This window comes from Natrinema salinisoli (assembly GCF_020405205.1).
In the GTDB taxonomy this organism is placed as follows: Archaea; Halobacteriota; Halobacteria; order Halobacteriales; family Natrialbaceae; genus Natrinema; species Natrinema salinisoli.
On record NZ_CP084469.1, the window covers coordinates 2,089,989 to 2,112,113 of the forward strand.

At 62.8% G+C, this 22,125-nt stretch carries 25 protein-coding genes and 1 tRNA gene; 15 read left to right on the forward strand and 11 right to left on the reverse strand.

Annotation, left to right across the window (positions count from 1 at the left end; translation table 11 throughout):
* Positions 1-20: 20 nt before the first annotated feature.
* Together LDB05_RS10365 and LDB05_RS10370 are read right to left on the reverse strand one after the other, a co-directional pair.
* Positions 21-1,112, reverse strand: a complete 1,092-nt coding sequence (locus tag LDB05_RS10365; protein ID WP_226007844.1) for an AI-2E family transporter — start codon at positions 1,110-1,112, stop codon at positions 21-23.
* Positions 1,113-1,235: 123 nt separating this feature from the next.
* A complete protein-coding gene (locus tag LDB05_RS10370; RefSeq protein WP_226007845.1) occupies positions 1,236-2,036 on the reverse strand; it encodes a class I SAM-dependent methyltransferase in 801 nt (266 codons plus the stop codon).
* A gap of 121 nt (positions 2,037-2,157) precedes the next feature.
* On the opposite strand from LDB05_RS10370, the gene LDB05_RS10375 reads away from it, so the two are divergent.
* The 3 genes from LDB05_RS10375 (at position 2,158) to LDB05_RS10385 (ending at position 4,133) form a co-directional block, all read left to right on the forward strand.
* Positions 2,158-2,859 (forward strand): SDR family NAD(P)-dependent oxidoreductase, encoded by a 702-nt coding sequence (locus tag LDB05_RS10375; RefSeq protein WP_226007846.1) that lies wholly within the window; start codon positions 2,158-2,160, stop codon positions 2,857-2,859.
* 103 nt (positions 2,860-2,962) lie between these two features.
* Complete coding sequence (locus LDB05_RS10380) at positions 2,963-3,331, forward strand: methylglyoxal synthase (protein WP_226007847.1); 369 nt, start codon at positions 2,963-2,965, stop codon at positions 3,329-3,331.
* Positions 3,332-3,473: 142 nt separating this feature from the next.
* A complete protein-coding gene (locus LDB05_RS10385; RefSeq protein ID WP_226007848.1) occupies positions 3,474-4,133 on the forward strand; it encodes an HAD family hydrolase in 660 nt (219 codons plus the stop codon).
* A 501-nt stretch (positions 4,134-4,634) separates the two neighbouring features.
* Here the strand turns inward: LDB05_RS10385 and LDB05_RS10390 are convergent.
* The 3 genes from LDB05_RS10390 to LDB05_RS10400 form a co-directional block, all read right to left on the reverse strand.
* Positions 4,635-5,027 (reverse strand): DUF7993 family protein, encoded by a 393-nt coding sequence (locus LDB05_RS10390; RefSeq protein WP_226007895.1) that lies wholly within the window; start codon positions 5,025-5,027, stop codon positions 4,635-4,637.
* 120 nt (positions 5,028-5,147) lie between these two features.
* The gene (locus tag LDB05_RS10395; RefSeq protein ID WP_226007849.1) at positions 5,148-5,618 is read right to left on the reverse strand and encodes a DUF2240 family protein; all 471 of its coding nucleotides are present in this window, start codon (positions 5,616-5,618) and stop codon (positions 5,148-5,150) included.
* Positions 5,619-5,700: 82 nt separating this feature from the next.
* On the reverse strand, positions 5,701-6,342 hold the full coding sequence (locus LDB05_RS10400) for a ribonuclease H family protein (protein ID WP_226003922.1): 642 nt from the start codon (positions 6,340-6,342) through the stop codon (positions 5,701-5,703).
* A 450-nt stretch (positions 6,343-6,792) separates the two neighbouring features.
* On the opposite strand from LDB05_RS10400, the gene LDB05_RS10405 reads away from it, so the two are divergent.
* Positions 6,793-7,158, forward strand: coding sequence for a DUF7344 domain-containing protein (locus tag LDB05_RS10405; RefSeq protein WP_226003923.1), 366 nt, complete (start codon positions 6,793-6,795; stop codon positions 7,156-7,158).
* A 153-nt stretch (positions 7,159-7,311) separates the two neighbouring features.
* Positions 7,312-8,238 carry a DMT family transporter gene (locus tag LDB05_RS10410; protein WP_226003924.1) on the forward strand — a complete coding sequence of 309 codons (927 nt, stop codon included), beginning with the start codon at positions 7,312-7,314 and terminating at the stop codon, positions 8,236-8,238.
* 3 nt (positions 8,239-8,241) lie between these two features.
* Here the strand turns inward: LDB05_RS10410 and LDB05_RS10415 are convergent, their stop codons facing one another.
* The 3 genes from LDB05_RS10415 to LDB05_RS10425 form a co-directional block, all read right to left on the reverse strand.
* Positions 8,242-8,517 (reverse strand): DUF8028 family protein, encoded by a 276-nt coding sequence (locus LDB05_RS10415; protein WP_226003925.1) that lies wholly within the window; start codon positions 8,515-8,517, stop codon positions 8,242-8,244.
* 181 nt (positions 8,518-8,698) lie between these two features.
* Positions 8,699-10,177: a class I adenylate-forming enzyme family protein gene (locus LDB05_RS10420; RefSeq protein ID WP_226003926.1), complete on the reverse strand. Its 1,479-nt coding sequence runs from the start codon at positions 10,175-10,177 to the stop codon at positions 8,699-8,701.
* Between the two features lie 185 nt (positions 10,178-10,362).
* On the reverse strand, positions 10,363-11,130 hold the full coding sequence (locus LDB05_RS10425) for an IclR family transcriptional regulator (RefSeq protein WP_226003927.1): 768 nt from the start codon (positions 11,128-11,130) through the stop codon (positions 10,363-10,365).
* Positions 11,131-11,444: 314 nt separating this feature from the next.
* Between LDB05_RS10425 and LDB05_RS10430 the strand changes: the two genes are divergently transcribed.
* Positions 11,445-12,554, forward strand: coding sequence for a hypothetical protein (locus LDB05_RS10430; RefSeq protein ID WP_226003928.1), 1,110 nt, complete (start codon positions 11,445-11,447; stop codon positions 12,552-12,554).
* Entirely contained in the window at positions 12,554-14,314 is a 1,761-nt protein-coding gene (locus LDB05_RS10435; protein ID WP_226003929.1) for a GMC family oxidoreductase N-terminal domain-containing protein, read from the forward strand. The genes LDB05_RS10430 and LDB05_RS10435 overlap by 1 nt, the downstream gene beginning before the upstream one ends.
* A gap of 162 nt (positions 14,315-14,476) precedes the next feature.
* On the opposite strand, the gene LDB05_RS10440 is transcribed toward LDB05_RS10435, so the two are convergent.
* Both LDB05_RS10440 and LDB05_RS10445 read right to left on the reverse strand, forming a co-directional pair.
* On the reverse strand, positions 14,477-14,617 hold the full coding sequence (locus tag LDB05_RS10440; RefSeq protein WP_226003930.1) for a hypothetical protein: 141 nt from the start codon (positions 14,615-14,617) through the stop codon (positions 14,477-14,479).
* A complete protein-coding gene (locus LDB05_RS10445) occupies positions 14,617-14,808 on the reverse strand; it encodes a hypothetical protein (protein WP_226003931.1) in 192 nt (63 codons plus the stop codon). The genes LDB05_RS10440 and LDB05_RS10445 overlap by 1 nt, the downstream gene beginning before the upstream one ends.
* A gap of 1,005 nt (positions 14,809-15,813) precedes the next feature.
* On the opposite strand from LDB05_RS10445, the gene LDB05_RS10450 reads away from it, so the two are divergent.
* The 8 genes from LDB05_RS10450 to LDB05_RS10485 all read left to right on the forward strand — a co-directional run bounded on the left by LDB05_RS10450 (position 15,814) and on the right by LDB05_RS10485 (position 20,443).
* A complete protein-coding gene (locus LDB05_RS10450) occupies positions 15,814-16,302 on the forward strand; it encodes an Lrp/AsnC family transcriptional regulator (RefSeq protein ID WP_226003932.1) in 489 nt (162 codons plus the stop codon).
* 78 nt (positions 16,303-16,380) lie between these two features.
* Positions 16,381-16,653, forward strand: coding sequence for a HalOD1 output domain-containing protein (locus LDB05_RS10455; RefSeq protein WP_226003933.1), 273 nt, complete (start codon positions 16,381-16,383; stop codon positions 16,651-16,653).
* 15 nt (positions 16,654-16,668) lie between these two features.
* On the forward strand, positions 16,669-17,097 hold the full coding sequence (locus LDB05_RS10460; protein ID WP_226003934.1) for a response regulator: 429 nt from the start codon (positions 16,669-16,671) through the stop codon (positions 17,095-17,097).
* Between the two features lie 739 nt (positions 17,098-17,836).
* Positions 17,837-18,130, forward strand: a complete 294-nt coding sequence (locus LDB05_RS10465; protein ID WP_226003935.1) for a hypothetical protein — start codon at positions 17,837-17,839, stop codon at positions 18,128-18,130.
* Positions 18,131-18,192: 62 nt separating this feature from the next.
* Positions 18,193-18,582 (forward strand): Rid family detoxifying hydrolase, encoded by a 390-nt coding sequence (locus LDB05_RS10470; protein ID WP_226003936.1) that lies wholly within the window; start codon positions 18,193-18,195, stop codon positions 18,580-18,582.
* Between the two features lie 7 nt (positions 18,583-18,589).
* Entirely contained in the window at positions 18,590-18,835 is a 246-nt protein-coding gene (locus LDB05_RS10475) for a DUF7981 family protein (protein ID WP_226003937.1), read from the forward strand.
* Positions 18,836-18,882: 47 nt separating this feature from the next.
* Positions 18,883-18,963 (forward strand) — tRNA-Ser (locus LDB05_RS10480).
* A gap of 778 nt (positions 18,964-19,741) precedes the next feature.
* Complete coding sequence (locus LDB05_RS10485) at positions 19,742-20,443, forward strand: SOS response-associated peptidase (protein WP_226003938.1); 702 nt, start codon at positions 19,742-19,744, stop codon at positions 20,441-20,443.
* Positions 20,444-20,482: 39 nt separating this feature from the next.
* Here LDB05_RS10485 and LDB05_RS10490 read toward each other — a convergent pair whose 3' ends face one another.
* Positions 20,483-22,117, reverse strand: coding sequence for an ABC transporter permease (locus LDB05_RS10490; protein ID WP_226003939.1), 1,635 nt, complete (start codon positions 22,115-22,117; stop codon positions 20,483-20,485).
* Positions 22,118-22,125: the final 8 nt, after the last annotated feature.

The window sequence follows — 22,125 nt, forward strand, 5'->3', positions numbered from 1 at the left end:
GGAGCGTCGCCGTGAGCCGGTCACTCCCGGAGGAAATCGGTCGCGAGACCGGGGAGGACCGTCTCCCCGAAGTGGACGGCGAGGACGACGACGATCGGGCCGAGGAACAGTCCCCACCAGCCGAAGGCGAGCGTGCCGAGGAAATAGCCGAGCAGGACGAGTCCCATGTGAACGCCGCTGCGCGCGGAGAGGAACGACCGGGCGAAGAAGTCGGGGATGGTGTCGACGACGACGAGCGTGAGGGCGAAGAAGGCGATCGGGTGCCAGAGGGGTTTCGGAGTCGTCAGCGCGGCTCCGAGGAGGAGCAACCCGTAGGGAACGTAGACGATTTTCATTCCGACCGCGGGGATCAACGTCCCGATCCCGATGAGCAGGGAGAGTAACGCCGGCGTCCAGACGACGGGGCCGCCCGAAGAGAGGGCGTTGAGGCCGTAGTAGATGACGGCGGCGGCGCCGGCTGCGACCACGATCACTGCCAGATTGCTGAGGAAGATCGTCTCGAGATCGTCGTCGACCGCCTGGGTGTACGAGACGATATCGGCCTCGTGATCGATGCTCTCGTAGAACCACTGGCGCAACTTCCAATCGTCGCGCAGGAGGTAGAAGAGGAACGTGATCATGAGAAAGAATTTGGCCAGAATCGAGAAGATAATCGCGAGGATCCCCTGGAGCCGCCCGACGACGCCCGACAACCGCTGACGGAGCACGCTCGTGATCGAGCCGCCGGACCCGGACGTGATCGCGTCCCGTAGCCTATCGATGTTCCCCTCCCTGACCAATCGCAGATACGGCTGGAAGAGCGATCGATACGCCTCGAGATCGCTCGCGGCGAGGAACTGATCGAGCTCCCTGAGCGCGACGACGACCGCGTAGGCGACGACGGCGAGCATCGGGAGGATGACGAACAGGATCGTGGCCGTCGCCGTCACGTTCGGGTGGTCGACGACCCGATCGAGCTGGCGGTAGAGCGGGCGCGTCGCATAGTACAGGAATATCGCGAAGAGGAACGGACCGATGTACCGGAAGAGGGCGAGCCCGATCAGGACCGCGAGGACAAGTCCGAGCACGACCCAGGCGACGCGCTTTCCGTCCCAATTGTCGAAAACGCCCATGGGTAACCCCACAGGAGTAAGCGCCAAAAACGTCCGTCACAGCGAGTGAAACGGTGATCGACCCGTGACTATCACGTCGAGAAACGGGAGCCGATCGACACGTCTTACTGGCTCGAACTCGCGTCACTCGATCACGGCCCGCACCTGCAGATATTCGACGCGGATCGCGTTGTCGCCGAACCAGTCCTCGAGCGCGGCCACCGCGTCTCGGCGCAGCCCGGCCCGCGCCTCGTCGTCGTCCATCCGCCGGAGGACGGGCGAAAGCGGTCCCGACTCTTCGGCGAACTCCCGCCAGAAGTGCTGCGGCGTGGCGTATCGGAACTCGAGGAGGCGGCGCTGGAAGGACAGGTCGGCGACGCCGGCGAACTGGTCCCGAACGAAGTCGGGGTCGCCCCACTGCAGGTGCGACCAGGGATCGCTCGGCGATTCCGTCACGTGGTCGGTCAGGACCGTCGTGAGGTCGCCGACGACGCCGTTGGGCGACCACGCGGTGAAACAGACCCGTCCGCCCGACGTCGTCACGCGGCGGAGTTCCGCCCCGGCACGGGTCGAATCGGGGGCGAACACGTGGCCGAAGTTCGAGAGCACGACGTCGAACGCGTCGTCGGGAGCCGGGAGGGTTTCGGCGTCGCCGATGAGCCAGCCGATGTCGTCGTACCCGGCGAGCGTCGCGTTTTCCCGAGCGAGCTCGAGCATGTCGTGGGCCAGGTCGAGGCCGACGACCGCCGCACCCGCACGTCGAGCGGTCAGCGCGGCGTTGCCCGTCCCGCAGCCGACGTCGAGGACGCGATTGCCCGGATCGATGCCGGCGACGTTGACCAGCCGCGCGATGGCGGGCAGCATGTTCGGGGCCATCGCGGGATACCGCCCGGCCGACCAGACGTGTCTCGCGGATCGATCGCTTCCCTCGGTCGGATCCTCCATAACCGGTCGTCGGTGGCCACACACAAAAACAGATAGCTCCGCCCGACTCCTCATCGGCCCCGACAGCGACTGAAACGGTCCCAGAGCCACAGTTTTGTGACACGGCCCCGTGTCCCGTGGTATGGCACGAACCGCAGTTATCGGCGGCGTCGGTCCCGGCCTCGGCGCATCGCTCGCCCGCAAATTCGTCGACGAGGGCTGTCAAGTCGGGCTGTTCGCTCGGTCGGCGGACTACCTCGAGGACCTGGCGGCCGACCTCGGCGACGACGCGCTCGCCGTTCCGACGGACATCACGGATCCGGACGCGGTCGAGGCGGGCTTTCGAGAGGTTCGCGACGCCTTCGGTCCCGTAGATATCCTCGTCAATCACGCGAGCGGTGGCTCCTGGAAAGGCGTCCGGGACATCTCTCCGGCGGAGTTCGAGCAGGCGTGGGAGGTCTCGGCCCACGGCGCGCTCCTGTGCTCGCAGGAAGCCGTCGAAGATATGCTCGCCGCGGACGGCGGGACGATCATCTTCACCGGCGCGACCTCCGCTGTTCGCGGGCGGGGCGGCGCAATCGGCTTCAGCGCGGCCAAGTTCGGGGTTCGTGGAATGGCCGAATCCATGGCTCGAGAGCTCGGTCCCGAGGGAATCCACGTCGCTCACGTGGTGATCGACGGCCAGATCGAGACGCCGCGGGTTCGCGAGTCCCAGCCCGACCGCGACGAGGCGGAGTTCCTCGACCCGGACGCCATCGCCGACTCCTACTGGCACCTCGTGACGCAGGATCGATCCGCGTGGACCCTCGAACTCGACGTTCGACCTCACGTCGAGGAGTTCTGACCGTCGTCCGAAGTCTTCCAGTGCGTTCGGAACGCGTCGAGCAGAGCCGAGGCCGTTCGTCGCCAAACGAGGGCTTATTCCCCCAGGGCGTCGATGCGTCGATATGACACGCGTCGCGTTGATCGCCCACGACGAGAAGAAGCCGGACCTCATCGACTTCGCTCGAGCGCACGAAGACCAACTACGGGCGTACGAACTGATCGCGACCGGAACGACGGGAAAGCGGCTGATCGACGAGATCGGCCTCGAGGTCGAGCGAAAGGAATCGGGACCGCTCGGCGGGGACATGATGATCGGGTCGGAGGTCGCGGAGGGGAAACTCGACGGGGTCGTCTTCCTCCGGGATCCGCTCCGAGCCCAGCCCCACGAGCCCGATATCTCGGCGCTGTTGCGCATCTGTGACGTTCACGATACGGCGCTCGCGACGAACCTCGCCTCCGCGGAGTTCCTCATCGAAGGGTTAGCGGAGTAGTCCTCGACTGCCGTCGATTCGACCACCGCTCGATCGGTATCGATCACCCCCGTGAAGTGGGGTGTGAACCACCGCGTCCGTTTCTGCCGCCGTCTCGGCCCGAAGGGATAGCTTCAACCCGCTCGAGCCCCCTGTCACGCCTATGCTACGGGCGGTCGTCTTCGATCTCGATTACACGCTCGCCGTTCCGCGACGGGATCGGACGACGATTCTCGAGGAAGCCGCGGCCGCGACGGATGCCCCCTCGCTCACCCGCGACGCCTATCTCGAGGCCCACCGCCGGAACCTGACCAGCGAGACGCGCGAGCCGATCTTCGCGGACCTCCTCGAGGGAACGGAGAGCGACGCCGATCCGGCCGCCGTCGCGACGGCCTACCGCGAGACGATTTCGGACGCGCTCGAGCCGCTCCCGGGGGTCGAAGCCATGCTCGCGGACCTGCGGGGGGAGTATCGGGTCGGTCTGCTCACCAACGGTCCCGTTCGCGCCCAGCGGGACAAACTCGAGACGCTGGGCTGGGAGGACGCCTTCGACGCCGCGCTGGTGACCGGCGAGCTCGAGGCCGGGAAACCGGACCCGCGCGCGTTCGAGGCGATCACCGGCGAACTCGGCGTCGATCCCGCCGATGCGGTCTACGTTGGTGACGAAGTCGAGGCCGACGTCCGCGGTGCGACGGAGACCGGACTGCGGGCGATTCAGGTACTGCTCGAGGACGGCCCCGATCCGGATCCGCGGGCCGTCGCCCACGTCGAGCAGACGGAAATCGCGACCGTGCTTCCAGATATTCTGGGCGACCTCGAGTGACCGTCGTCGCGTCGGCATGATCTCGAGAGTACTACAGCCGTCCGATGGAGGTGACGGTCGAGAGAAGGGTCGAAGCGAAGACGACCGTCCTACTGCTACTGGCTGCTAAGAGAACCACACCCTCCCCAGCCGATTTCTGCTCACGGGCGCGCAGCGTCCGTTCGCACGGTTCGCGGACCCTGCGGTTCCGCGCTACCGCTCGTTCGCTGCGCTCACTCACTCACTCATCCACAGGAAGACGCTTCGCGTCTTCCACGCCTGAAAAATCGGAGATTTTTCGCATCAAGCGAAACCGGAGGTTTCGCGGACCTCGCGAAGTCTGGCGGGACGGAGTCCCGCTGACCTCGCGGGAGCTTCGCTCAGTCACGAGACGGCTGCGCCGTCTCGAACGACTTCGTTCACGAAGGCCTCGCGCGGGTTCGTGTCGCGGTTCGCCGTCGGCGAACCGCGGTACAACGCGCGCCACCGCACGTGGATCGCTATTTCGAGGACGGTCCGTGCTTACGAGTCAGCGTCCTCGAGCCGCCGACTCACCTGCTGTACCACGTCCGTCGCCTGCTTGACCTCGGCGCCGCTTTCGACGAAAACGAGCGTCTTCGGGGGCGCTGTCGCCTTCGGTCGCATTCGGAGATCCGTGTCCGATGCCGCCTCGGCCGCCGCGTCCTGGCCCGTCTCGAACTCGAGGTGTGCCCGCTCTTCGTGAACGAAGACGCGGGCGATCCGCTCGTCGTGGCGAGTCACGTCGTAGGCGCGAGCGCCGTCGGCCGTCGGTTCGACGTCGCGATCGGCGTTCGTCACGGCGAAATGCGTGAGTTCGCCGTCCTCGCGGCCGTCGATCTCGCTCGAGAGGAGTTCGGCGATCCGGCGGCCATCGGTGATCCGGTCCTCGACCATGCTCGGTGGTCGGGGTGCGAGACTATAGTAGTCGTTGAAAGTCATTGCACTCCCGGTCGCGAATCAGCGGCCAACACGAACGGTGCTGGCCGCTCGAGTGCGAGCGGTGCGTAAATCGTTTCAACGACTACTAGAACCGTCTTCGGTGTCGAGCACGGCCGAGCGGGCGATGGGAACGAGGTCGTCGACGTCGACTCCCCGCCGCCGGGCGTAGACCACTGCAGCGGCCTCGATGGTCAGGCCGAGTTCCTGCTGGAGCGTGTTGATCGCGCCGACGGCCTCGTGTTTCTCCATTCCCTCGGCGACCAGCGAATCGAGGACCCGTTCGAAGGCGGACCGTTCCTGCAGGAGGTCCTCGTCGGGGACGAACTCCTCGGGCACCGTCACCTCCGAGGGGTCGAACGTGACCGCGAGCCCGTCGTCCTCGCGCTCGAGGAGCCCCTCTTGCGTGGCGATGTCGATCAGCCGTTTGGCCTGGTCGGGGGAGAACCAGTCCCGGTCGAGCGAGAGGGCGACGACGAACTCGTTTTCCTTGAGGTGGCGGGTCCCGTTCTGGATGAACGGGGCGGCGACCGCGACGCGAAGGCTCATCGGAGACGACTTCCTCGAGCGGTGAAAAAACGATGGCGGTTCCGGACGGTGCTGTCGGGACGGAACCCGGGCCGGTCGGCGATCAGTCGGAGGCGCGACCGCCGCCGTCGCCGTTTCGATCGGCTCGGGACGGCGGTGGGAACTCGGCGGCGCTGGGCTCCGGCGTCTCGGGGAGGACACAGCGGTCGGGTTCGCGGTTGACGTGGCGGTACTGGTCCGGCGCGTTCGCGAGCGGGTGGGCGGGGTTTTGATCGCTGTCGATCCGGGCGGCCCGCACCTCGTCGAACCCGTTGAGACGGGCCCGAATCCCGCGCCAGTGATACCGCGTCGCGGTCGGGATGGAGACGGGGCGCGGCGACTTCCCGTCGGGATGGCGCGTCGCGAGGATGGCACTGTTGACGTTGCTGGCGAGCGCGTCGTGGTCGATGAGGACGCCGACCGAGGCGTCTCGCGGCGCTCGCGCGGCGAGGACGTCCAGTCCGAGGTGGAGTGCCCGATACTCGGCGACGTTGTTGTCCGGCGGCGTGTCCGCGGTCGCGACGCGTGCGACGCGGGTGCCGTCGCGCGTTTCGATGACGGCGCCCAGGCCACCGCCCGGTCCCCGGAAGGACCCGTCGGTAGCGACGTAGAAATCACGATGATGGGTCCGCGGGGGATGGGCGATGTGCGGCGTGGGCGACTCGTCGAACAAATCCCGCAGTGCGGGCCGGCCGTGAGCGGCCATGGAAGGGAGTACGTGATGAAAGGAACTTAAACTTACGGGCGAAATCACGTGGTGTGAGCCACGGTTCTCAGGGTTCTGGAACTCCGGCAGCTACTCTCGCTTGCTACTCGAGACCGTCTGCGAACGGGCAACTGAACCCGCCGGCAAAAGGCACTCGGTGGCCGGTCACTCCGACGGCGAGCTGCGCGATGCGCGACGCGAATCGGATAGCCAAACGGGGAGCGGAGCGATCCGTGAGGCGAGCGGACGGTCACCCTGATTCGCGGCAACGACGTCAGCATGTCGATGTCCGAAACAGTCTCGAAATGCCATATAAATGCCGAAATCGGCAGAATCGGGCTGTCTCGGGCCCCGTCGACGAGGTGCTCGAAATCGCTCTCGAACCGAGGGGAAACGGGACCCAATCTGTGTTGGCAGCAGGTGTAATACCACCGGGTGCTTGCAGAAAGTATGAACCAGACGAACGCCGGTCGGATGGAAGCAGCCTGTTCCCTTCTCGCCGAGTCCGAACGACGCTTTCTGCTCTACCAGCTCGCGGACGACCAGACCGCGAACCTCGAGGACCTGATCGCCCAGGTCGCAGCCTGGGAGCTCGACACCCGTGCCGAGACGATCGACAAGGAGGTCAGACAGCGCGTGTACGTGTCGCTGGTCCACAACCACTTGCCCCGGCTCGCCGATTACGACATCATCGAGTACGACCTGCGCAGCGGTGATATCGTCCTCGCCGACGGGTTCGAGGACATCAGACCGCTCCTCGAGCAGTTCAGACAGACCGAAGAAAAACCCGAGATCCGCGAGCGACCCCCTCTCTGAGACGTCCGGACGAGCGAAATCGGAACCGACCCCTGGCGATCGACTTTTCGACTGCGGACGCTCCGACGGGATCGACGACCCGATACCCGACCCTCGGAGCGCGACTCCGTTTCGAATCGAAATTCATACGGGATCCCTCGGTGGACAGCCACTGTGACCCGCTATCGGAATCTCGCCCTCTTCCTGACGCTCGCAACGCTGTGGGGCTCGGCGTTCGTCGCGATTAGCGCCGGACTGTCCCACATCCCGCCGGTTCTGTTCGCAGCCCTGCGCTACGATATTGCCGGCGTCCTGATGCTCGGCTACGCGGTCTACGCCGTCGATCACTGGCGGCCCCGCGGGCAGGCCGAATGGACGCAGGTCGCCGTCGGTGCCGTGCTCTTAATCGCGGCCTACCACGCCTTCCTGTTCGTCGGACAACAACACACGACGGCGGCGGCAGCGGCGATTCTGGTCAGCCTCTCGCCCGTGTTGAGCAGCGGGTTCGCGCGGCTGCTGGTCCCCTCCGACGCGCTCTCGCCGGTCGGCGTCGTCGGCGTCCTCGTCGGGCTCCTCGGCGTCGCCGTCATCGTCCAACCCGACCCCTCGAACCTGCTGACTACCGACGCCGTCGCGAAGGGATTCGTCTTCTGTGCGACGGCAGCGTTCGCGCTGGGGAGCGTCCTCACGCGCCGACTCGATGCCTCGCTCCCGATCGAGACGATGGAAGCCTGGTCGATGCTCGGCGGCGCGCTCGTGATGCACCTCGTGAGCATCGCGCTCGGCGAGCCGCTCGAGCCGGCCGCGTGGACTACCCCCGAGGCGATCGGCGCGCTCGCCTACCTGTCGGTCGGCGCGAGCGCCGTCGGGTTCCTCATCTACTTCGACCTGCTCGATCGGCTGGGGGCCGTCGAGATCAACATGGTGTCGTACGTCGCACCGATCGTCACCGCGGTGGTCGGCTGGCTCTACCTCCGCGAAGCCGTCGATACGGCGACGCTGGCGGGCTTCGCCCTCATCGCCGTCGGCTTCCTCCTCGTGAAGCGCCGGGCGATCCGACGGGAGTTCGGGTACGTCCGGTCGCGGAGTTCGAGCGACTGAGCCTCACTGGCGGTGTCCGTGCCCGACGTACAACGCGAGGAGGTGGCCGACGATCAGGACGACGAACGCGGATGCCTCGAGCGAAGAGGACAGCCCCGTCGCGAGCAGCGGGGGGTACAGGATCGGGAGCGCAATCGCCGTCCAGAACCCCGCCGCACGGATCGGAGTCGCGAGTCCCGGTGCCGTGCGCTCGAGGACGCCGTGCTCGTCGTCGGGGCGGTCGCTCGAGGGGCTCGAGTCGGCGGATCGCTGGTCGGGGAGGGAGGGAGGCCTCGCCATCGAACACACACTGGGAGTCCGGTACTTCGCCGGAGTAGTCCAAATACCGGCCCGACCGTTTCGGCCGATTCCGTCGAATTCAGTGGAATAGAACCATTGAACGATCGATTTATACGGGATAACGATCACTTGGGCGTCGACCGTAACGTATCGATCACGAAAAACGCGTCACAGTAGTGCGCTACTCGAACTGCTCTCGAAGCGAAACCCGATCGATCTTTCCGGTCGCGGTACGGGGAAAGTCGCCGACGAACTCGATCCGGTCCGGGACCTCGTGACTTTCCAGTTCGCGGTGACACGTTCGTTCGATGTCCGCCGCCGACACCGTTCCCTCGCTTCGCCGTTCGACGATCGCCGTCACCGTCGCGCCGCGGACGTCGTCTTTCGTGTCGATGATCGCGACCTTCTGAACCGGGTCGATTTCGTAGATTACCTCCTCGATCTCGCGCGGATAGATCTCTCCACAACCGGTCGTAAACATGTCTTCGATCCGGTCGACGACGAACAGGAAGCCGTCCCCGTCCCGCCATCCGATATCGCCCGACGTGAGCCACCGTTTCCCCTGCCGTTCGACGAACTTGTTCTCGGTGAGTTGGGCCCTGTTGTACCGAGGCGTAACTGTATCTCCGCGCCAGAGGATCTCCCCGCGTTCGCCGCGTTCGACCGGGTCGCGAGTTTGGAGGTCTTCGATCCGAATCTCGACGGCCTCCTCGGCCGGGCGGCCGACGCTGCCCGCTTTGCGCCCCTCGCTGGTCGGCAGATTGAGCGTGGCCAGCGGCGTCGTCTCGGTCATTCCGTACCCCTCGAGCAGGGTACAGCCGAGCGTTCGTTCGGCTTCGTCGATACGCTTTCTCGGCATCGGCGAACCGCCGACACCGATCGCCTGGAGGGTCGAAATGTCGTAGTCCTCGACACCGTCGTGATCCAGCAGCTCGACGACCATCGTCGGAATGAGGAAGGTGTACGTCACGTCGTGGCGCTCGATCGCCGCGAGTACCGCATCGACGTCCCACTCCGCTAACAAGTGATTTCGCGCCTCCAGATGGAGAAACGGGGTCGTAGTGACGTTGAGGCCGGTTACGTGAAAGCACTGACAGACCGTCAGTGCGACGTCGTCTCGAGCCCAGTCGTTGTACGCGACGAAGCCGTTCGCGTTCGCCTCGAGGTTGCCGTGGGTGTGATAGACGCCCTTCGGGGCGCCTGTCGTCCCGCTGGTATACAGGAGTTCGGCCATCGAACTGGATCGACGAGGCGTCACGTCGTAGTTCGGTTCGCCGTAGTCGACCAGGTCAGTATAGTGTCGAAGCGCTCGGTCGTCCGTCTCAGGGGGAGTCTCGTGATGGCTGCTCGTGACGACGGCGATAGCGTTACTGTCGGACAGTATATACTGGATCTGCCGGTCGGTAAAGCGCGTGTTGATGGGGACCGGTACGGCACCGCGTTTCATCGCACCGAGGTAGGTACAGACGAACGCCACGCTGTTCGGGATGTGAATCGCCACGTGATCGCCGACGCCGACGCCGCCTCGCTCCAGCGCGTCTGCGATGCGATTCGACCGTTCGGCCAGCCGTTCGAAGGTGAGCGACGAATCCGAATCGCTGATCGCCACGGCCGCCGGCTGGTTCCGCGCCGCGACGTCGACGTGATTGGCGAAGTTCATCGTCACCGGCTTTGATATGTGCTGGCAAGTCACTTTCTAACCAATTATTGATGTGTTTTTGAGCTAATGTTTCGGGCGGTGGCAGAACTGTCGTTACGCATACATTCGACGGGGAGAACCGTCCGGTGATATCGCACGCACCGTGTGCGAGCTACCTCTGGATCACTTCTCTGTCGGAAGACACGTCACGTGAAGATGAAATTGGCTCGTATCTCCCTCGCAGTTTCTCGAACCATATCCACGAACTCCGACTCTCGAAGATCGGTATCTAATCGGTCGCTGGCACAGTAAATGGCGATAGATCCGCGGACTTCGTCCTCGGTTACGATCGGCGCGGCGATACCGGCCATTCCCGCGATCAGTTCCCCGTCGTCGACCGCGTATCCGTCCTCACGGATGCGATCGAGGTCCGCACACAACTCGGCTTCGTCCGTAATCGTATTCGGCGTCCGTTCCTGAAGGTCGTCCTCGCGGAGGATGCGTTCGACCGTCTCGTCGTCCTTGTGGGCGAGAATTGCTTTCCCAGGTGCATTCGTGTGTAGCTGTATGCGCGTGGGATAGGTCTGTGTCGCCTGCGGCTGAAGGTTCGCCCGCTGCCAGCGCGTTGCGATCAACACGGCACAGCGTCTGCTCTCTTCGGTGACCAGCTGTACGTGCGCTCTTTCGTCAGTCGCCTCGACCAGTTCGAGCGCTTCGTCACGGCCTCGAACGAACAGCTCGTGGTTGTTCCGCGCGACCTCACCGATGTGGAGAAACTGCGTACTCAGCCGGTACGTTCCGTCGTCGTTGACGACGTATCCGACCTGCTCGAGCGTTCGAAGGTGGTCGTAGGCCGTACTCTTCGGGATGTCGAGGGCGGTCGCGACCTCGGTCACGCCGATCGTCCCTCGATCGACGAGTGTCTCGATGACATCGTGTGAGACCTTGATCGCTTTCACTGGGTAGCTCGTCATGCGTGTCCATTCATCCTCGAGTTCAAATCGTTTGGTAATGCCGGACGATTCGCTCGACGAGTAGTAGTCAATAGACCTATTATAACAAATATATTATATGACAAGAATGTTTTAGCACTGTTTATTTCCTCCCACCAACTGGTGTATAATCTCACAAGTACACTACGCATTAATGCGCATTAGTGCCTTTTTCAGAGCTTCTAACAACTACTTTGGTTTCCTACATAGTTCCGAAGTGTATACTATTCTATAACTAACAGCAACTTTATGTAAACGGGTAACATCCCCCGATCTGGTGCAAGTCAGAACCACTCATGACTGAGAATGACAATCCATCCGCGACGCGACGTGGAGTCGTCAAAGGCATCGGCGGCCTCGCCGCGCTCTCGATGTCCAACGCGACCTTCGCAAACGCACAGGCGGCGCTAGACGATCCCCTTTCGAGCGATCCGCATACGGCCGATACGTACCGCGCGATCGTCGACGCGATCATCCCCCGCACGCCCGAGCTCGAGGACGAACTCGGTCCGGAGCACGTGCCGGGTGGACTCGACGTCGAACTCGAGAAGTTCCTCATCTGGGACTTCAACCACTTCCAAGAGATTCGCTCGGAGTTGGTCTCCGACGGCCTCGATCTGCTCGACGACGGGATGTCGAGAGACAGGTTCGAAGTGACGCTCGATCTGGACGACTTCGACGACGCGCTCGACGCCCTGATGGACCTCGCGGATCTCGACGTGCTCGACGACGACCTCAACGAGCGGGCGCTGTCCGAGCGCCTCACCTTCGGGCCCGTCAACCGGTACAAGTCGGTCTTCAAGGACCTCGACACCGACACGGAGGGTCCCGCCGAGTTCGAAGTCACCGTCGAGACGGACGACGAGCAGTACCAGCGGGTCCTCGGGAACTACCCGTACGCGCCGGCGTTTCCGCTGGTGTTCGACCTGGTCGCCGCGGAATTCCTCGCGAAAGGGAACAACCACGACGAGCCGGGTGATTACGACTTCCCGGGAGGCGGCACGTTCACGCGACTCTCGCGCGAAGACCGGCTCCGCTGCCTCTGGACCATCGTCGACGGAGGAGCCGTCGATCGACTCGACGACCTGATCGAGCCGCTGATTCCCGACGTCGGCATCCTGAAGTTCGTCGTGATGGCCGTCAACGGACTCCACGGCTTCGGTTACTACACCGAGTGGTCCGGCTACGGCAGCACGAAGACGGACACGCCGAACGATCGCGAGCTCGAGGTCGACGAAGGCGAGGTCCAGAGCCGCCAGCAGACGAACTACCCCGGGCCCGCCGACGGCTACGCCGCCGACTGGCGACACGCGATCGAGGGAGGCTTCGATGATCCGGACGCGGACGAACTCGAGCTCTCCGACGACCTCACTGGCGACGACGTCGTCGCCGGGGGTGATGCGTGATGGAGGACCCCGACGTCGTCGTCATCGGTGCCGGTGCCGACGGTCCGGTTACCGCCGCCCGGCTCGCTCGCGAGCACGGCCTGGACGTGCTCGTGCTCGAGGCCGGCCCGTGGCACGGGAACTCCAAGTGGCCGAAACCGCACGCCGACGCCGGTGGGACGGTCAGTACGGATCCCGACGATCTCGATGGCAAGCTGATGGACGAGCAGTATACCCACCGAGAGGCCGACGCCAACGATCCGACCTGGGGCTACCTCCGCGTGGGTCCGGCAGATCACTCTCGAGCGCCGTGGTTCCGGAACCTCCACCAGAACGCGTTCATCTGGCAGGTGTCGGCCGTCGGCGGAACCACCGCCCACTACTTCGGGAACCATCCCCGAGCCTATCCGCACGCCATCGACGAACAGGAGCACTGGCCGGACGAGATCAGTTACGAGGACCTCGTCCCGTACTACCAGCTCAACGAGGAGGTGACGAGTACCCAGCAGGCCCCGATGACCGCGGCCGAAGAGGTGTTCATCGAGGGCGCGGAGAACGCGGGATTCGACAAACTCGATTCGTTGAACGTCACCGACACGGGGTGGCGGCCGCAGCCGAACGCGATCGAAGAACCCGGCCGCGAAACGTCGAACGGCGAGCCGCTCGACGCCGACTACGAGGGCTCGTTCAGTTACGACGACGGCTTCCGCGGCGACACGCTCGTCGGCGATCACTTCCAGGGGTCGTCGACTCCGGTCGACGCGCCGGTCCGCGACAAGGCGCGGAAATCCAGTAACGTCGGGTGGGTTCCGCGCGCACTAGACGCCACCAAGGACCCCGAAATGGGGAACGTCGCGCTTCGACCGAACACGTTCGTTACGAATATCAACACCAACGACGGCATCGGCACCATCGAGGCGACCGGCGTCGACGTTCGGGACACCTGGTCGGGCGACACCGAGACGATCGAGGCGGACACGGTCGTCCTCGCCGCGGGCTGCATCGAGTCGCCCCGGCTCTGGCTCAACAGCGATCTCCCGGACGACGGCTGGGTGGGGAAGGGCCTCACCACTCACTGGTTCGACTGGGTCGTCGGCGTCTACGACGACGAGACGGTCGCGGAGATCAACCCCGAGGCGGAGCACATGGACCCGTACATCGGGCAGAACTCCGCGGCGCGCTTCGACAAGCCCGGCGTCGGCGGGATGGAGGACATCGGGATGTCCCCGGGTCTCGTCTCCTACGCGGATTACCTGTTCACCGAGGCGGGGTACAGCTTCGACACGCCGGTCGATCCCGACGAGCCGTGGGACACCCGCGGCTACGTCGTCGGCAAGGAACTGAAGCGCCGCATGTCCAACTACAAGCAGACGAAGGCGCTACTGATCCTGACCGACGACCTCCCGCGAAAGGAAAACGGCGTCTCCCTGAACGATTCGTTCAGCGACGAGCACGGTGCCGTTCCCGAAATCAAGTGGGAGCCACACCCGGACGACGACGCCAAGCGCGACGAGCTGTCTCGAATCGCGGCCCGGATCCACAAAGAAGCGGGTGCCGAACACGTCCACCGATGCGAGTGGCCGCCCCTCTTGCTCCACATGCAGTCCTCGATGCGCATGGGCAAGGTCCTCGACGCCAACGCGGAGGCGAAGAACGTCAACCGGCTGTTCGTCGCCGATCACTCCGCGCTGGCCAACGGCGTCGGCGGGCCGAACCCGACGAATTCCGGGCAGGCGCTCGCGCTCCGGACGGCGGATCGGATCGCGGATCTGTACTATTAAATACGGGAGTACACCGGGCAACGATAGTAGCCCCCGACCCCACCCATTTCTACCGTGAGCGACTGCTCCGGGTCCACCCATTCCGACCGCAGTCGCCGAGCGCCGCCGATTGACGGAGGCGCTCGAGCCTGTCCCCCACCCATAGCAACCGCAGCGGCTCAGTTACGCGATCCGCTCGCCGTTCTCGTCGACCCCGAGTTTGCAGTCGTCACAGAGCCACCAGCCGACGATCGGATCGCGGAGCGGGAGCACTGCGCCGCAGTCGGGGCAGCGCTTCGGTTCATCGACTCGAGGTTCGCCCATCAGTTACCCGTCCCCAGTCCGCGGTCGGCGGGGTCGGTCGTGACCAGAACTGAATTCACCGAGCAGCCACAGGGGTAGACGGTCCCCGAGTACGGGCTGCTGGCGGTGACGACGTGTACGGGTCCGCCGCAGGTAGGACACTCGGGCGGCGACGAATCGCGGTCGTCGCTGCCATCGGTGTCGTCACACATGGCGATCGCGCCTCGCGGCCGTGGTTGGCGTCGACGCTACTCGTATCGGGCGATTCGGCTGTCGTGCGGGACGTTTATATCCCGGTAGAATGTACGGAATCATGCTTCCGAAACCTCGATGGGTTTGGAAGCCGCGTCTCGGGTGCTGCTACACCCGGGGCATTTGTACGCTGCCCCCGTTCTGGAGACGCAGCCTCCGATCTAATCGTCACCGTGTTGTTACTTATACCTATTGTTTTCGGTGATGGATTTATCGACGTGGCGCGAGCGGGATCCAATTCGGATCTGCATCCCGAGGCGAGCGGTAGCGGTCGCAAAGAGGGAGAACCGTCTCGAGATGCTGGATCTAAAGTAGTTAGGAAAGGGATCAGTTGGACTTGTCATCGGGCCAGATGCCCACGAAATACCGACTCACTAAATGTGCAAACTAAACGCGGATTGATTCTCCCAGTTAATCAAAACACAGTGAGTTGGTGAAAATGTCAGGGACATAAGAGCCGTTGTCTCCTACGCTTCAGTAGAGATGGCTAGTACTACTGAAATACAGAAGGCAGTAGCAGTGTGTGATACCTGTGGAACTGCGCTTGCAGTACATTTCGACCCTGACGGCGAAATACGGATAATGTGGACTAGAAGGGGGCCAGCTTGCTCATGTAGAAATGCCGAACTTCGTATTATGAGCGACGACAGGACTGTTATCGAAGACGTAGACGTGTAGCAGTGAGATGAATCAACTCATAAGAACGTTTAAAAACAAATGTTCTGTTAATCGTCTGTACTTCCTGTTGACTCGAGTTCGACTATCCTATTTTCATGGAGTCTCCATCCACAAGTAACTACGTCTTCAGATTCATTCCGTCGAAGAAGTGGACAATCGGTTTCGTTCCGTTCTAACTATTTTATCATACCGTTTGACACATAATACAAACTGTGAACTCAATGCATTGAGTCGGTGTCTGCTGGCTCCGGCAGAACACACATACTGGTACATCCGTTACGCTGAGTGTGGTCGGTAAAGAAATTGATAACGTCGATAAGGGAATCCTCTACCTGCTCCAACAGGATGCCCGCGGAAACACGGTTACCGAGATCGGCGAGAGAGTCGGTGTTTCCTCCAGTACGGTCGCTAACCGAATCAATCGCCTCGAAGAACGCGATGTCATCCTCGGCTACCATCCCATCGTCAAGTATAGAGAAGCCGGGCTAGGCCATCACCTGCTCGTGAGTGCGACGGTCCCGCTTACGGAACGAGAGGAACTGTTAGACGATATTATGGAAATCTCCGGAGTCGTAAGCATCCGTGAGTTGTTAACGAATAAGGAGAACTTGTCATTGGAGTTGGTCGCTCACACCCAAGAAGAACTCGAGGAGAGCCTCGAAGACCTGGACAGGCTCGGTGTGCACATCGAACGGATGGAGATCATGAAACAAGAACGAGCCAATCCATACAATCACTTCGGGAAGGAGTTCGCAGACGAGAAGACCGATGGCTAATTTCCAGACTAGTTTAAGTCCCTCTGGAAAATATCAATCAAGCTATAGGTTTAAGAACCTCGTTGGTCTACAGAGGGTGTGAACAAAATCCAGACCGAAATACCCGAGGAGAGGGGTGTTAGTCAGACTGTGATTGAAGCAGTTGCTGAAGCAGAAGGTGTGCGCCCTGTAGAACTCAGGCCCCCACTGTACGACGTCATTGATCCCGAGGCCTTGGACCGAATTTTTGACGATGCCCTGACCGTTGGAAAAGTGATATTCAACTATAACGGTTGCGAGATCAGCGTGTTCTCTGACGGGTACGTGGCCGTCGAGAAGCAGTATACCGGTCACAGGCCCATCAAGAGTTGATTCTCGGCCATCTACATGCTCGACACTCCTGCTAACCAGTCCTCTAGCGACGATAAGATCGACATCTTGCTTGTCGAAGATAACCCCGGTGACATTCGGCTCACTCGAGAGGCATTCAAGTCGTCCAAACAAGAGATAACACTACAGACAGTCACTAATGGTGATGACGCTGTGAGGTTCTTACAGGAGTCTTCGGACAACGAACTGCCCGGTCGAGATGGATGTGAGGTCCTTGAAATTATTCGGGATGATCCCCGGCTCAAACCGCTGCCTGTGCTTATGCTCACGAGCTCAGAGGCTGACGAAGATGTTGCGCGGTGCTATGATGCCCGTGCTAATGCCTATCTGACCAAGCCAACAGATCCTGCCGAGTTCATTTCTCTTGTAGATCGTTTTGAGACGTTTTGGGTTGAGCAGGCACGGCTCCCACCAATTCCGACGTGATTTTCACCTTTTGCGGCTGTCAGACCTGTGCTGAGTAGTTGGTCTGTACGTACCGATGACCAACTGGACTCGAGGACGAGATTCATGGGTACAGCACCCACAGGAAGTGCGCCGGTGAATAGAACGAGTGAACGGGCGGAGGGACCACGGCGATGAGTGTTCTGCTCAGACTGGCAACACGGAATCACCACGCCCTCCCCAGCCGATTTCTACTCACGGACGCGAAGCGTCCGTTCGTATGGTTCGCGGAATCGCAGGTTCCGCGCTAACGCTCGTTTCACTCGTTCATCCACTGTCAGAGCACGCTCTGACAAGCTGCTCAAAAATCCCGATTTTTGGCATCAAGCGAAACCTCCGGTTTCGCGGACCTCGCGAAGTCTGGCGGGACGGCGTTGCCGTCTCGAACGACTTCGTTCACTGCGTCTTCGCGCGGCGTTGCCGCGCGAACGGTCCGAGGGACCGCTGGTCCCTCGCTATTCACGAAGACCACGCGCAATTTTGTCTCGCGGTTCGGCAACGGCGAACCGCGCCACAGCGCGCGCCACCGTACGGCGACTTGGCCGATACGGCAACCCTCGTACAGACCGCTGATTCGCTGTCTCGAGGAGCAAGTTTCTCAATACGGCATTCGCAGCAGGTCCGTATGCGAACGGAAACTATCACACACTCGCTCGACGAGGCCACTAACTAGTTAGTGAGATAACAAGAGTAATGAAGAGGTGGGTATCATTTCGAACCGATGCTAGAGTGGATTGGGGGTGGCACGAGAGCGCTGGATATTTCGATTCCCCTGTTCGGTCTCGTCCTGTTTCTCGTGATCAAATGGCGGTTCGATCCGCACAGGAGTTGGTATTACTTCGTCGCAGCGTTTCTCTCCTGGTTCGGCTTCGATCTCGTCATCGGCCTGTATAGCGGAACGCTCGTTTCCATTCCTTACCTGATCGGGTCGTCAACCGCGATTCTGCTCTGGATTTGTTGTATGGCGTTCTTCGGATTGGCATTACTGACTGTGTGGCGGGATCGGACGGCCTGAATCGTCACATTGCGAACCCGACTTCGCCCGCATTTAAGCCGCCTCGGTGCGAGGTGTTGGGTATGAAGAAAATCATCGAAACGGACGACGCGCCCGCCGCGGTCGGTGCCTACAGTCAGGCGACCAGCAACGGCTCGCTCGTGTTCACCGCCGGCCAGATCCCCATGACGGCCGACGGCGACCTGCTCGACGACGAGCCGATCGAGAACCAGACGAACCAGGCCCTCTACAACCTCGACGCCGTCCTCGACGAGGCCGGCGCGAGCTACGCGGACGTCCTCAAGGTGACCGTCTTCCTGGAGGACATCGACGACTTCGACGCGATGAACGAGGCCTACGCGGACTACTTCGACGACCAGCCGCCGGCCCGCAGCGCCGTCGAGGTCGCCGCGCTCCCGAAGGGCGTCGGCGTCGAGATCGAAGCCATCGCGAGCGTCGATCAGGACGAGTGAGGGACGCGTGAGCGGCTACCCGTCCGGGCGGATGGGGATCGACCCGCGAGCCAAATCCGCCTTCCTGTGGGGCCTCGTCGGACTCCTGTCGTTCCTGGTGCTCGTGCAGGGCTACGCGCTGCTCGCCGAGCCGCTCGTGACGATCACCCAGGCGCTAGCGCTCGCGCTGCTGGTCGGCATGAGTGCCGGAGCAGGCGCGTACCTGCTCGAGCCCCGACTCGCTGCGCGGGCGGCCGATCGCGGGGAGAGATAGGCGTATCTCGTAACAGTTAAACGACGGACGCGGTTAGGATGACCTGAGCCAGGATGGCCGAACGGTAAGGCGCACGCCTGGAAAGCGTGTTCCCTTTGGGATTCAGGGTTCAAATCCCTGTCCTGGCGTTTTCGTGATTTTACTTGCGACGAGCGACGCGTAGCGGCGCGAGTAATCCAAAATCACGAAACGACACAGACAGGATGTGAACACGCGAGTCGCATGCGGCCGAACGGAGTGAGGCCGACCGTCTCGCATCTGTTCAAATCCCTGTTCTGGCGTATACCGTCACTGTAAGTCAGTGAACGCATTCGCCACAATTGCGCGGCGAATGCGTGTAACCGTTACAGTTGACGGTATATTCTGTCGATATCGACCGACGAGCGATGCGTAGCTGAGCGAGTCGCGATTTCGACGAAACGTAAACGAGAGGATTTGGAGGAGAGAAGTCGCAGCCCGGATAGCCGAGCGAGGCGAGCGAGACCGTCTTCGAGCGGTTCGAATTCCAGTCCGCGTTTTTCGGATCGGGGCGTCCCGGAGAGACGACTCTCGATGCCGCCGCTGGCCGGAGGTGACGTCAACGGGGAAGGGGAAGGGTAGGGGGAGGAGCGTGTCAGCGCTCGAGTTCGACCGGGGAGTCAGTCGAGATCCAGCAGCGGGGGTCATCCGGATCTCTGAGTTCGAGACTGCCGCTTTGACACACCACCATTTCGTATCGGTCGTTCATGATGACCCCGCTATCGACTCGTCCGGGATCGGATATCGTAACGGGGCGCATACCGATCGCTCGGATCGACGTAAAAACATCATACTACTGTAATCGGAGGTGGTCGGAACTGGTATTTTGCGCTGTCGCGCCCGATCGCGATCGGATAACCCTTTGCTCCGGCAGCGCGTGGAACAACCATGTGCGGTCGCTATACGCTCGTCGTCGAGCAGGACGATCTCGAGTCGCGCTTCGACGCCCGGTTTCGGGACGCGGCGTTCGCCCCTCGCTACAACGTGGCTCCCGGACAGGAGCTACCGGTAATCACGAACGAGGAGCCGGAGACGTTCCGGCACCTCGAGTGGGGGCTGGTCCCGTCGTGGGCCGACGACGACAGCGGCGGGCTGGTCAACGCGCGGGCGGAGTCCGTCGACGAGAAACCGAGTTTTCGGGAGGCGTACGAGCGACGGCGGTGCCTCGTTCCCGCGGACGGGTTCTACGAGTGGGTCGAGACTGTGGACGGGAAACAGCCGTATCGAGTGTGCTTCGAGGACGAGAGCGTGTTCGCGATGGCCGGCCTCTGGGAGCGCTGGGAACCGACGACGACCCAGACCGGCCTCGACGCCTTCGGTGGCGGTGTCGATGGCAATTCCGAGAGCGGGCCGCTCGAGACGTTTACCATCGTTACGACCGAACCGAACGACCTCGTGTCGGATCTCCATCATCGGATGGCCGTGATTCTCGACCCGGATTCCGAGCGACGGTGGCTGTCGGGCGACGATCCGGGGGAGCTACTCGAGCCCCATTCCGCCGACGGGATGCGCGCGTATCCCGTCTCGACGGCGGTGAACGATCCGGCGACGGACGATCCGTCGCTGATCGAGCCGCTCGAGAGTGCGTAGGTAGATTGTCGGAACGGAGATCGGCCGCTGGAACGCGATTCAGAGCCCTTCCCTGCCGCCCTGGGAGAGGAGGACGAGGAGCGAGAGTCCGGAGACGGCGAGCAACAGCAACGCGGGGATGACCGCGTACTGGAAGAACGCCTCGCCCTGTGCCTTCCAGATGATCGTCACGAGGGTTTCGAACCCGGTCGGCCGGAGGAGCAGGGTCGCGGGGAGCTCCTTCATCGTCGTCAGGAAGACGAGAGCCGCGCCGGCGGTTACGCCCGGCGCGATGAGCGGCAGTGTCACCTTGCGGAACGTGCGAAGCGGCGTCTCGCCGAGCGTCTGTGCGGCCTCGACCAGTTTCGTGTCGACCTGCAGCGTCGTGGTTCGAATCGACCCGACCGCCTGCGGCATGAATCGCACGACGTAGGCGAACACTAACAGTGGAATCGTCTGATGGAGTTCCGGCAGTATGGTGAGGCTATACTGATCGAGAAGGGCGTCGTAGCTCGTCGCAAACGAGACGAGCGCGAGGCCGAGGACGATGCCGGGCACCGCGAAGCCGACGTACGTTGCCCGCTCGAAGATCGTTGACAGCGGCGACTCGTGTCTGGCAGCCACGTACGCGACGGGCACGGCGACGAGCACGGCGACGAGTGCCGCCCCACCGGCGACGAGCACGGAGTTGAGGGCGTACTCGAGTTCGAAGGCCAGCGAGGGCCGCGCGTCCGGATCGGCCGTCACGAGCCAGAGCCCGAGGATCCACAGCGGGACCAGCAGCGCGATTCCCGTCACGCTCGCGGGAAGCAGCATCGCCGGCCACCGCCACCGACCGAGCTCGACGACCGGGTCGTTCGAGCCCTCGGAGCCGTCGCCCTGAACCGTTCGGTTCGGTCGGACGTACCACTCGAGGACGAGGACGACGACGACGATGGCGAGTAACTGGAGGGAGAGGAAGGCCGCGTAGTCCACGCCGAAGCTGTTGTATTCGACGTAGATCTGCTGGGTGAAGACCGGCAGGCGCATGATCGCCGGCGTGCCGAAGTCCGAGACGGCGTAGAGCGCCGCGAGCAGGCTGCCGGCGACGACGGCTGGCCGGACCTGCGGGAGCGTCACGCGGCGAAAGGCCGACCACGTATCGTGGTTCAGGGTTCGGGCGGCGTCGAGGAGCGTCGTGTCGAACGAGAGCAGGGCTGCACGCGTCGTCAGGTAGACGTACGGGTAGGTGTAGAGCGTGATGACCAGCGTCGCACCGGGCAGGCCGTAAATCTCCGGGAGCGTCTGAATGCCGAGCGGTTCGAGAACGGACTGGAACTCGCCTTGCGGGCCGAAGGCGGAGACGAAGGTGAACGCACCGATATAGCTCGGGACGACCAGCGGGAGGGCGGCGACGACGGCCCAGAACCGGCGGAAGGGGATGTCAGTCTGGACGGTGAGCCACGCCAGCGGGACACCGATGAGGGCCGAGAACACCGTGACGCCGGCCATTAGCAGGAGACTGTTCGTAATGACTGTCGCGGTCTGTGGGCGGATGAGCATCTCCCAGAGCCGGGCCGTCTCGACGGTCGTCGCCGTGAAGACGAGATACGTAAGCGGGAACAACATACCCACGGCGATGGCACCGGACAGGAGCAACAGCCCGAGCGGCGGTCCGTCGGTCGTTTCGCGTCGTCGTGAGCGGAGAGATCTCATAGGTGAGT

What these genes read in the sequence shown, in the direction of transcription:
- LDB05_RS10445 (WP_226003931.1), bottom strand. Translation starts at nt 14,808, where the DNA reads ATGTGTGACGACACCGATGGCAGCGACGACCGCGATTCGTCGCCGCCC.
- LDB05_RS10395 (WP_226007849.1), bottom strand. Translation starts at nt 5,618, where the DNA reads ATGAGCCTTCGCGTCGCGGTCGCCGCCCCGTTCATCCAGAACGGGACC.
- LDB05_RS10375 (WP_226007846.1), top strand. Translation starts at nt 2,158, where the DNA reads ATGGCACGAACCGCAGTTATCGGCGGCGTCGGTCCCGGCCTCGGCGCA.
- LDB05_RS10435 (WP_226003929.1), top strand. Translation starts at nt 12,554, where the DNA reads ATGGAGGACCCCGACGTCGTCGTCATCGGTGCCGGTGCCGACGGTCCG.
- LDB05_RS10420 (WP_226003926.1), bottom strand. Translation starts at nt 10,177, where the DNA reads ATGAACTTCGCCAATCACGTCGACGTCGCGGCGCGGAACCAGCCGGCG.
- LDB05_RS10490 (WP_226003939.1), bottom strand. Translation starts at nt 22,117, where the DNA reads ATGAGATCTCTCCGCTCACGACGACGCGAAACGACCGACGGACCGCCG.
- LDB05_RS10430 (WP_226003928.1), top strand. Translation starts at nt 11,445, where the DNA reads ATGACTGAGAATGACAATCCATCCGCGACGCGACGTGGAGTCGTCAAA.
- LDB05_RS10370 (WP_226007845.1), bottom strand. Translation starts at nt 2,036, where the DNA reads ATGGAGGATCCGACCGAGGGAAGCGATCGATCCGCGAGACACGTCTGG.
- LDB05_RS10440 (WP_226003930.1), bottom strand. Translation starts at nt 14,617, where the DNA reads ATGGGCGAACCTCGAGTCGATGAACCGAAGCGCTGCCCCGACTGCGGC.
- LDB05_RS10385 (WP_226007848.1), top strand. Translation starts at nt 3,474, where the DNA reads ATGCTACGGGCGGTCGTCTTCGATCTCGATTACACGCTCGCCGTTCCG.
- LDB05_RS10365 (WP_226007844.1), bottom strand. Translation starts at nt 1,112, where the DNA reads ATGGGCGTTTTCGACAATTGGGACGGAAAGCGCGTCGCCTGGGTCGTG.
- LDB05_RS10460 (WP_226003934.1), top strand. Translation starts at nt 16,669, where the DNA reads ATGCTCGACACTCCTGCTAACCAGTCCTCTAGCGACGATAAGATCGAC.
- LDB05_RS10465 (WP_226003935.1), top strand. Translation starts at nt 17,837, where the DNA reads ATGCTAGAGTGGATTGGGGGTGGCACGAGAGCGCTGGATATTTCGATT.
- LDB05_RS10485 (WP_226003938.1), top strand. Translation starts at nt 19,742, where the DNA reads ATGTGCGGTCGCTATACGCTCGTCGTCGAGCAGGACGATCTCGAGTCG.
- LDB05_RS10425 (WP_226003927.1), bottom strand. Translation starts at nt 11,130, where the DNA reads ATGACGAGCTACCCAGTGAAAGCGATCAAGGTCTCACACGATGTCATC.
- LDB05_RS10470 (WP_226003936.1), top strand. Translation starts at nt 18,193, where the DNA reads ATGAAGAAAATCATCGAAACGGACGACGCGCCCGCCGCGGTCGGTGCC.
- LDB05_RS10380 (WP_226007847.1), top strand. Translation starts at nt 2,963, where the DNA reads ATGACACGCGTCGCGTTGATCGCCCACGACGAGAAGAAGCCGGACCTC.
- LDB05_RS10415 (WP_226003925.1), bottom strand. Translation starts at nt 8,517, where the DNA reads ATGGCGAGGCCTCCCTCCCTCCCCGACCAGCGATCCGCCGACTCGAGC.
- LDB05_RS10400 (WP_226003922.1), bottom strand. Translation starts at nt 6,342, where the DNA reads ATGGCCGCTCACGGCCGGCCCGCACTGCGGGATTTGTTCGACGAGTCG.
- LDB05_RS10405 (WP_226003923.1), top strand. Translation starts at nt 6,793, where the DNA reads ATGAACCAGACGAACGCCGGTCGGATGGAAGCAGCCTGTTCCCTTCTC.
- LDB05_RS10390 (WP_226007895.1), bottom strand. Translation starts at nt 5,027, where the DNA reads ATGGTCGAGGACCGGATCACCGATGGCCGCCGGATCGCCGAACTCCTC.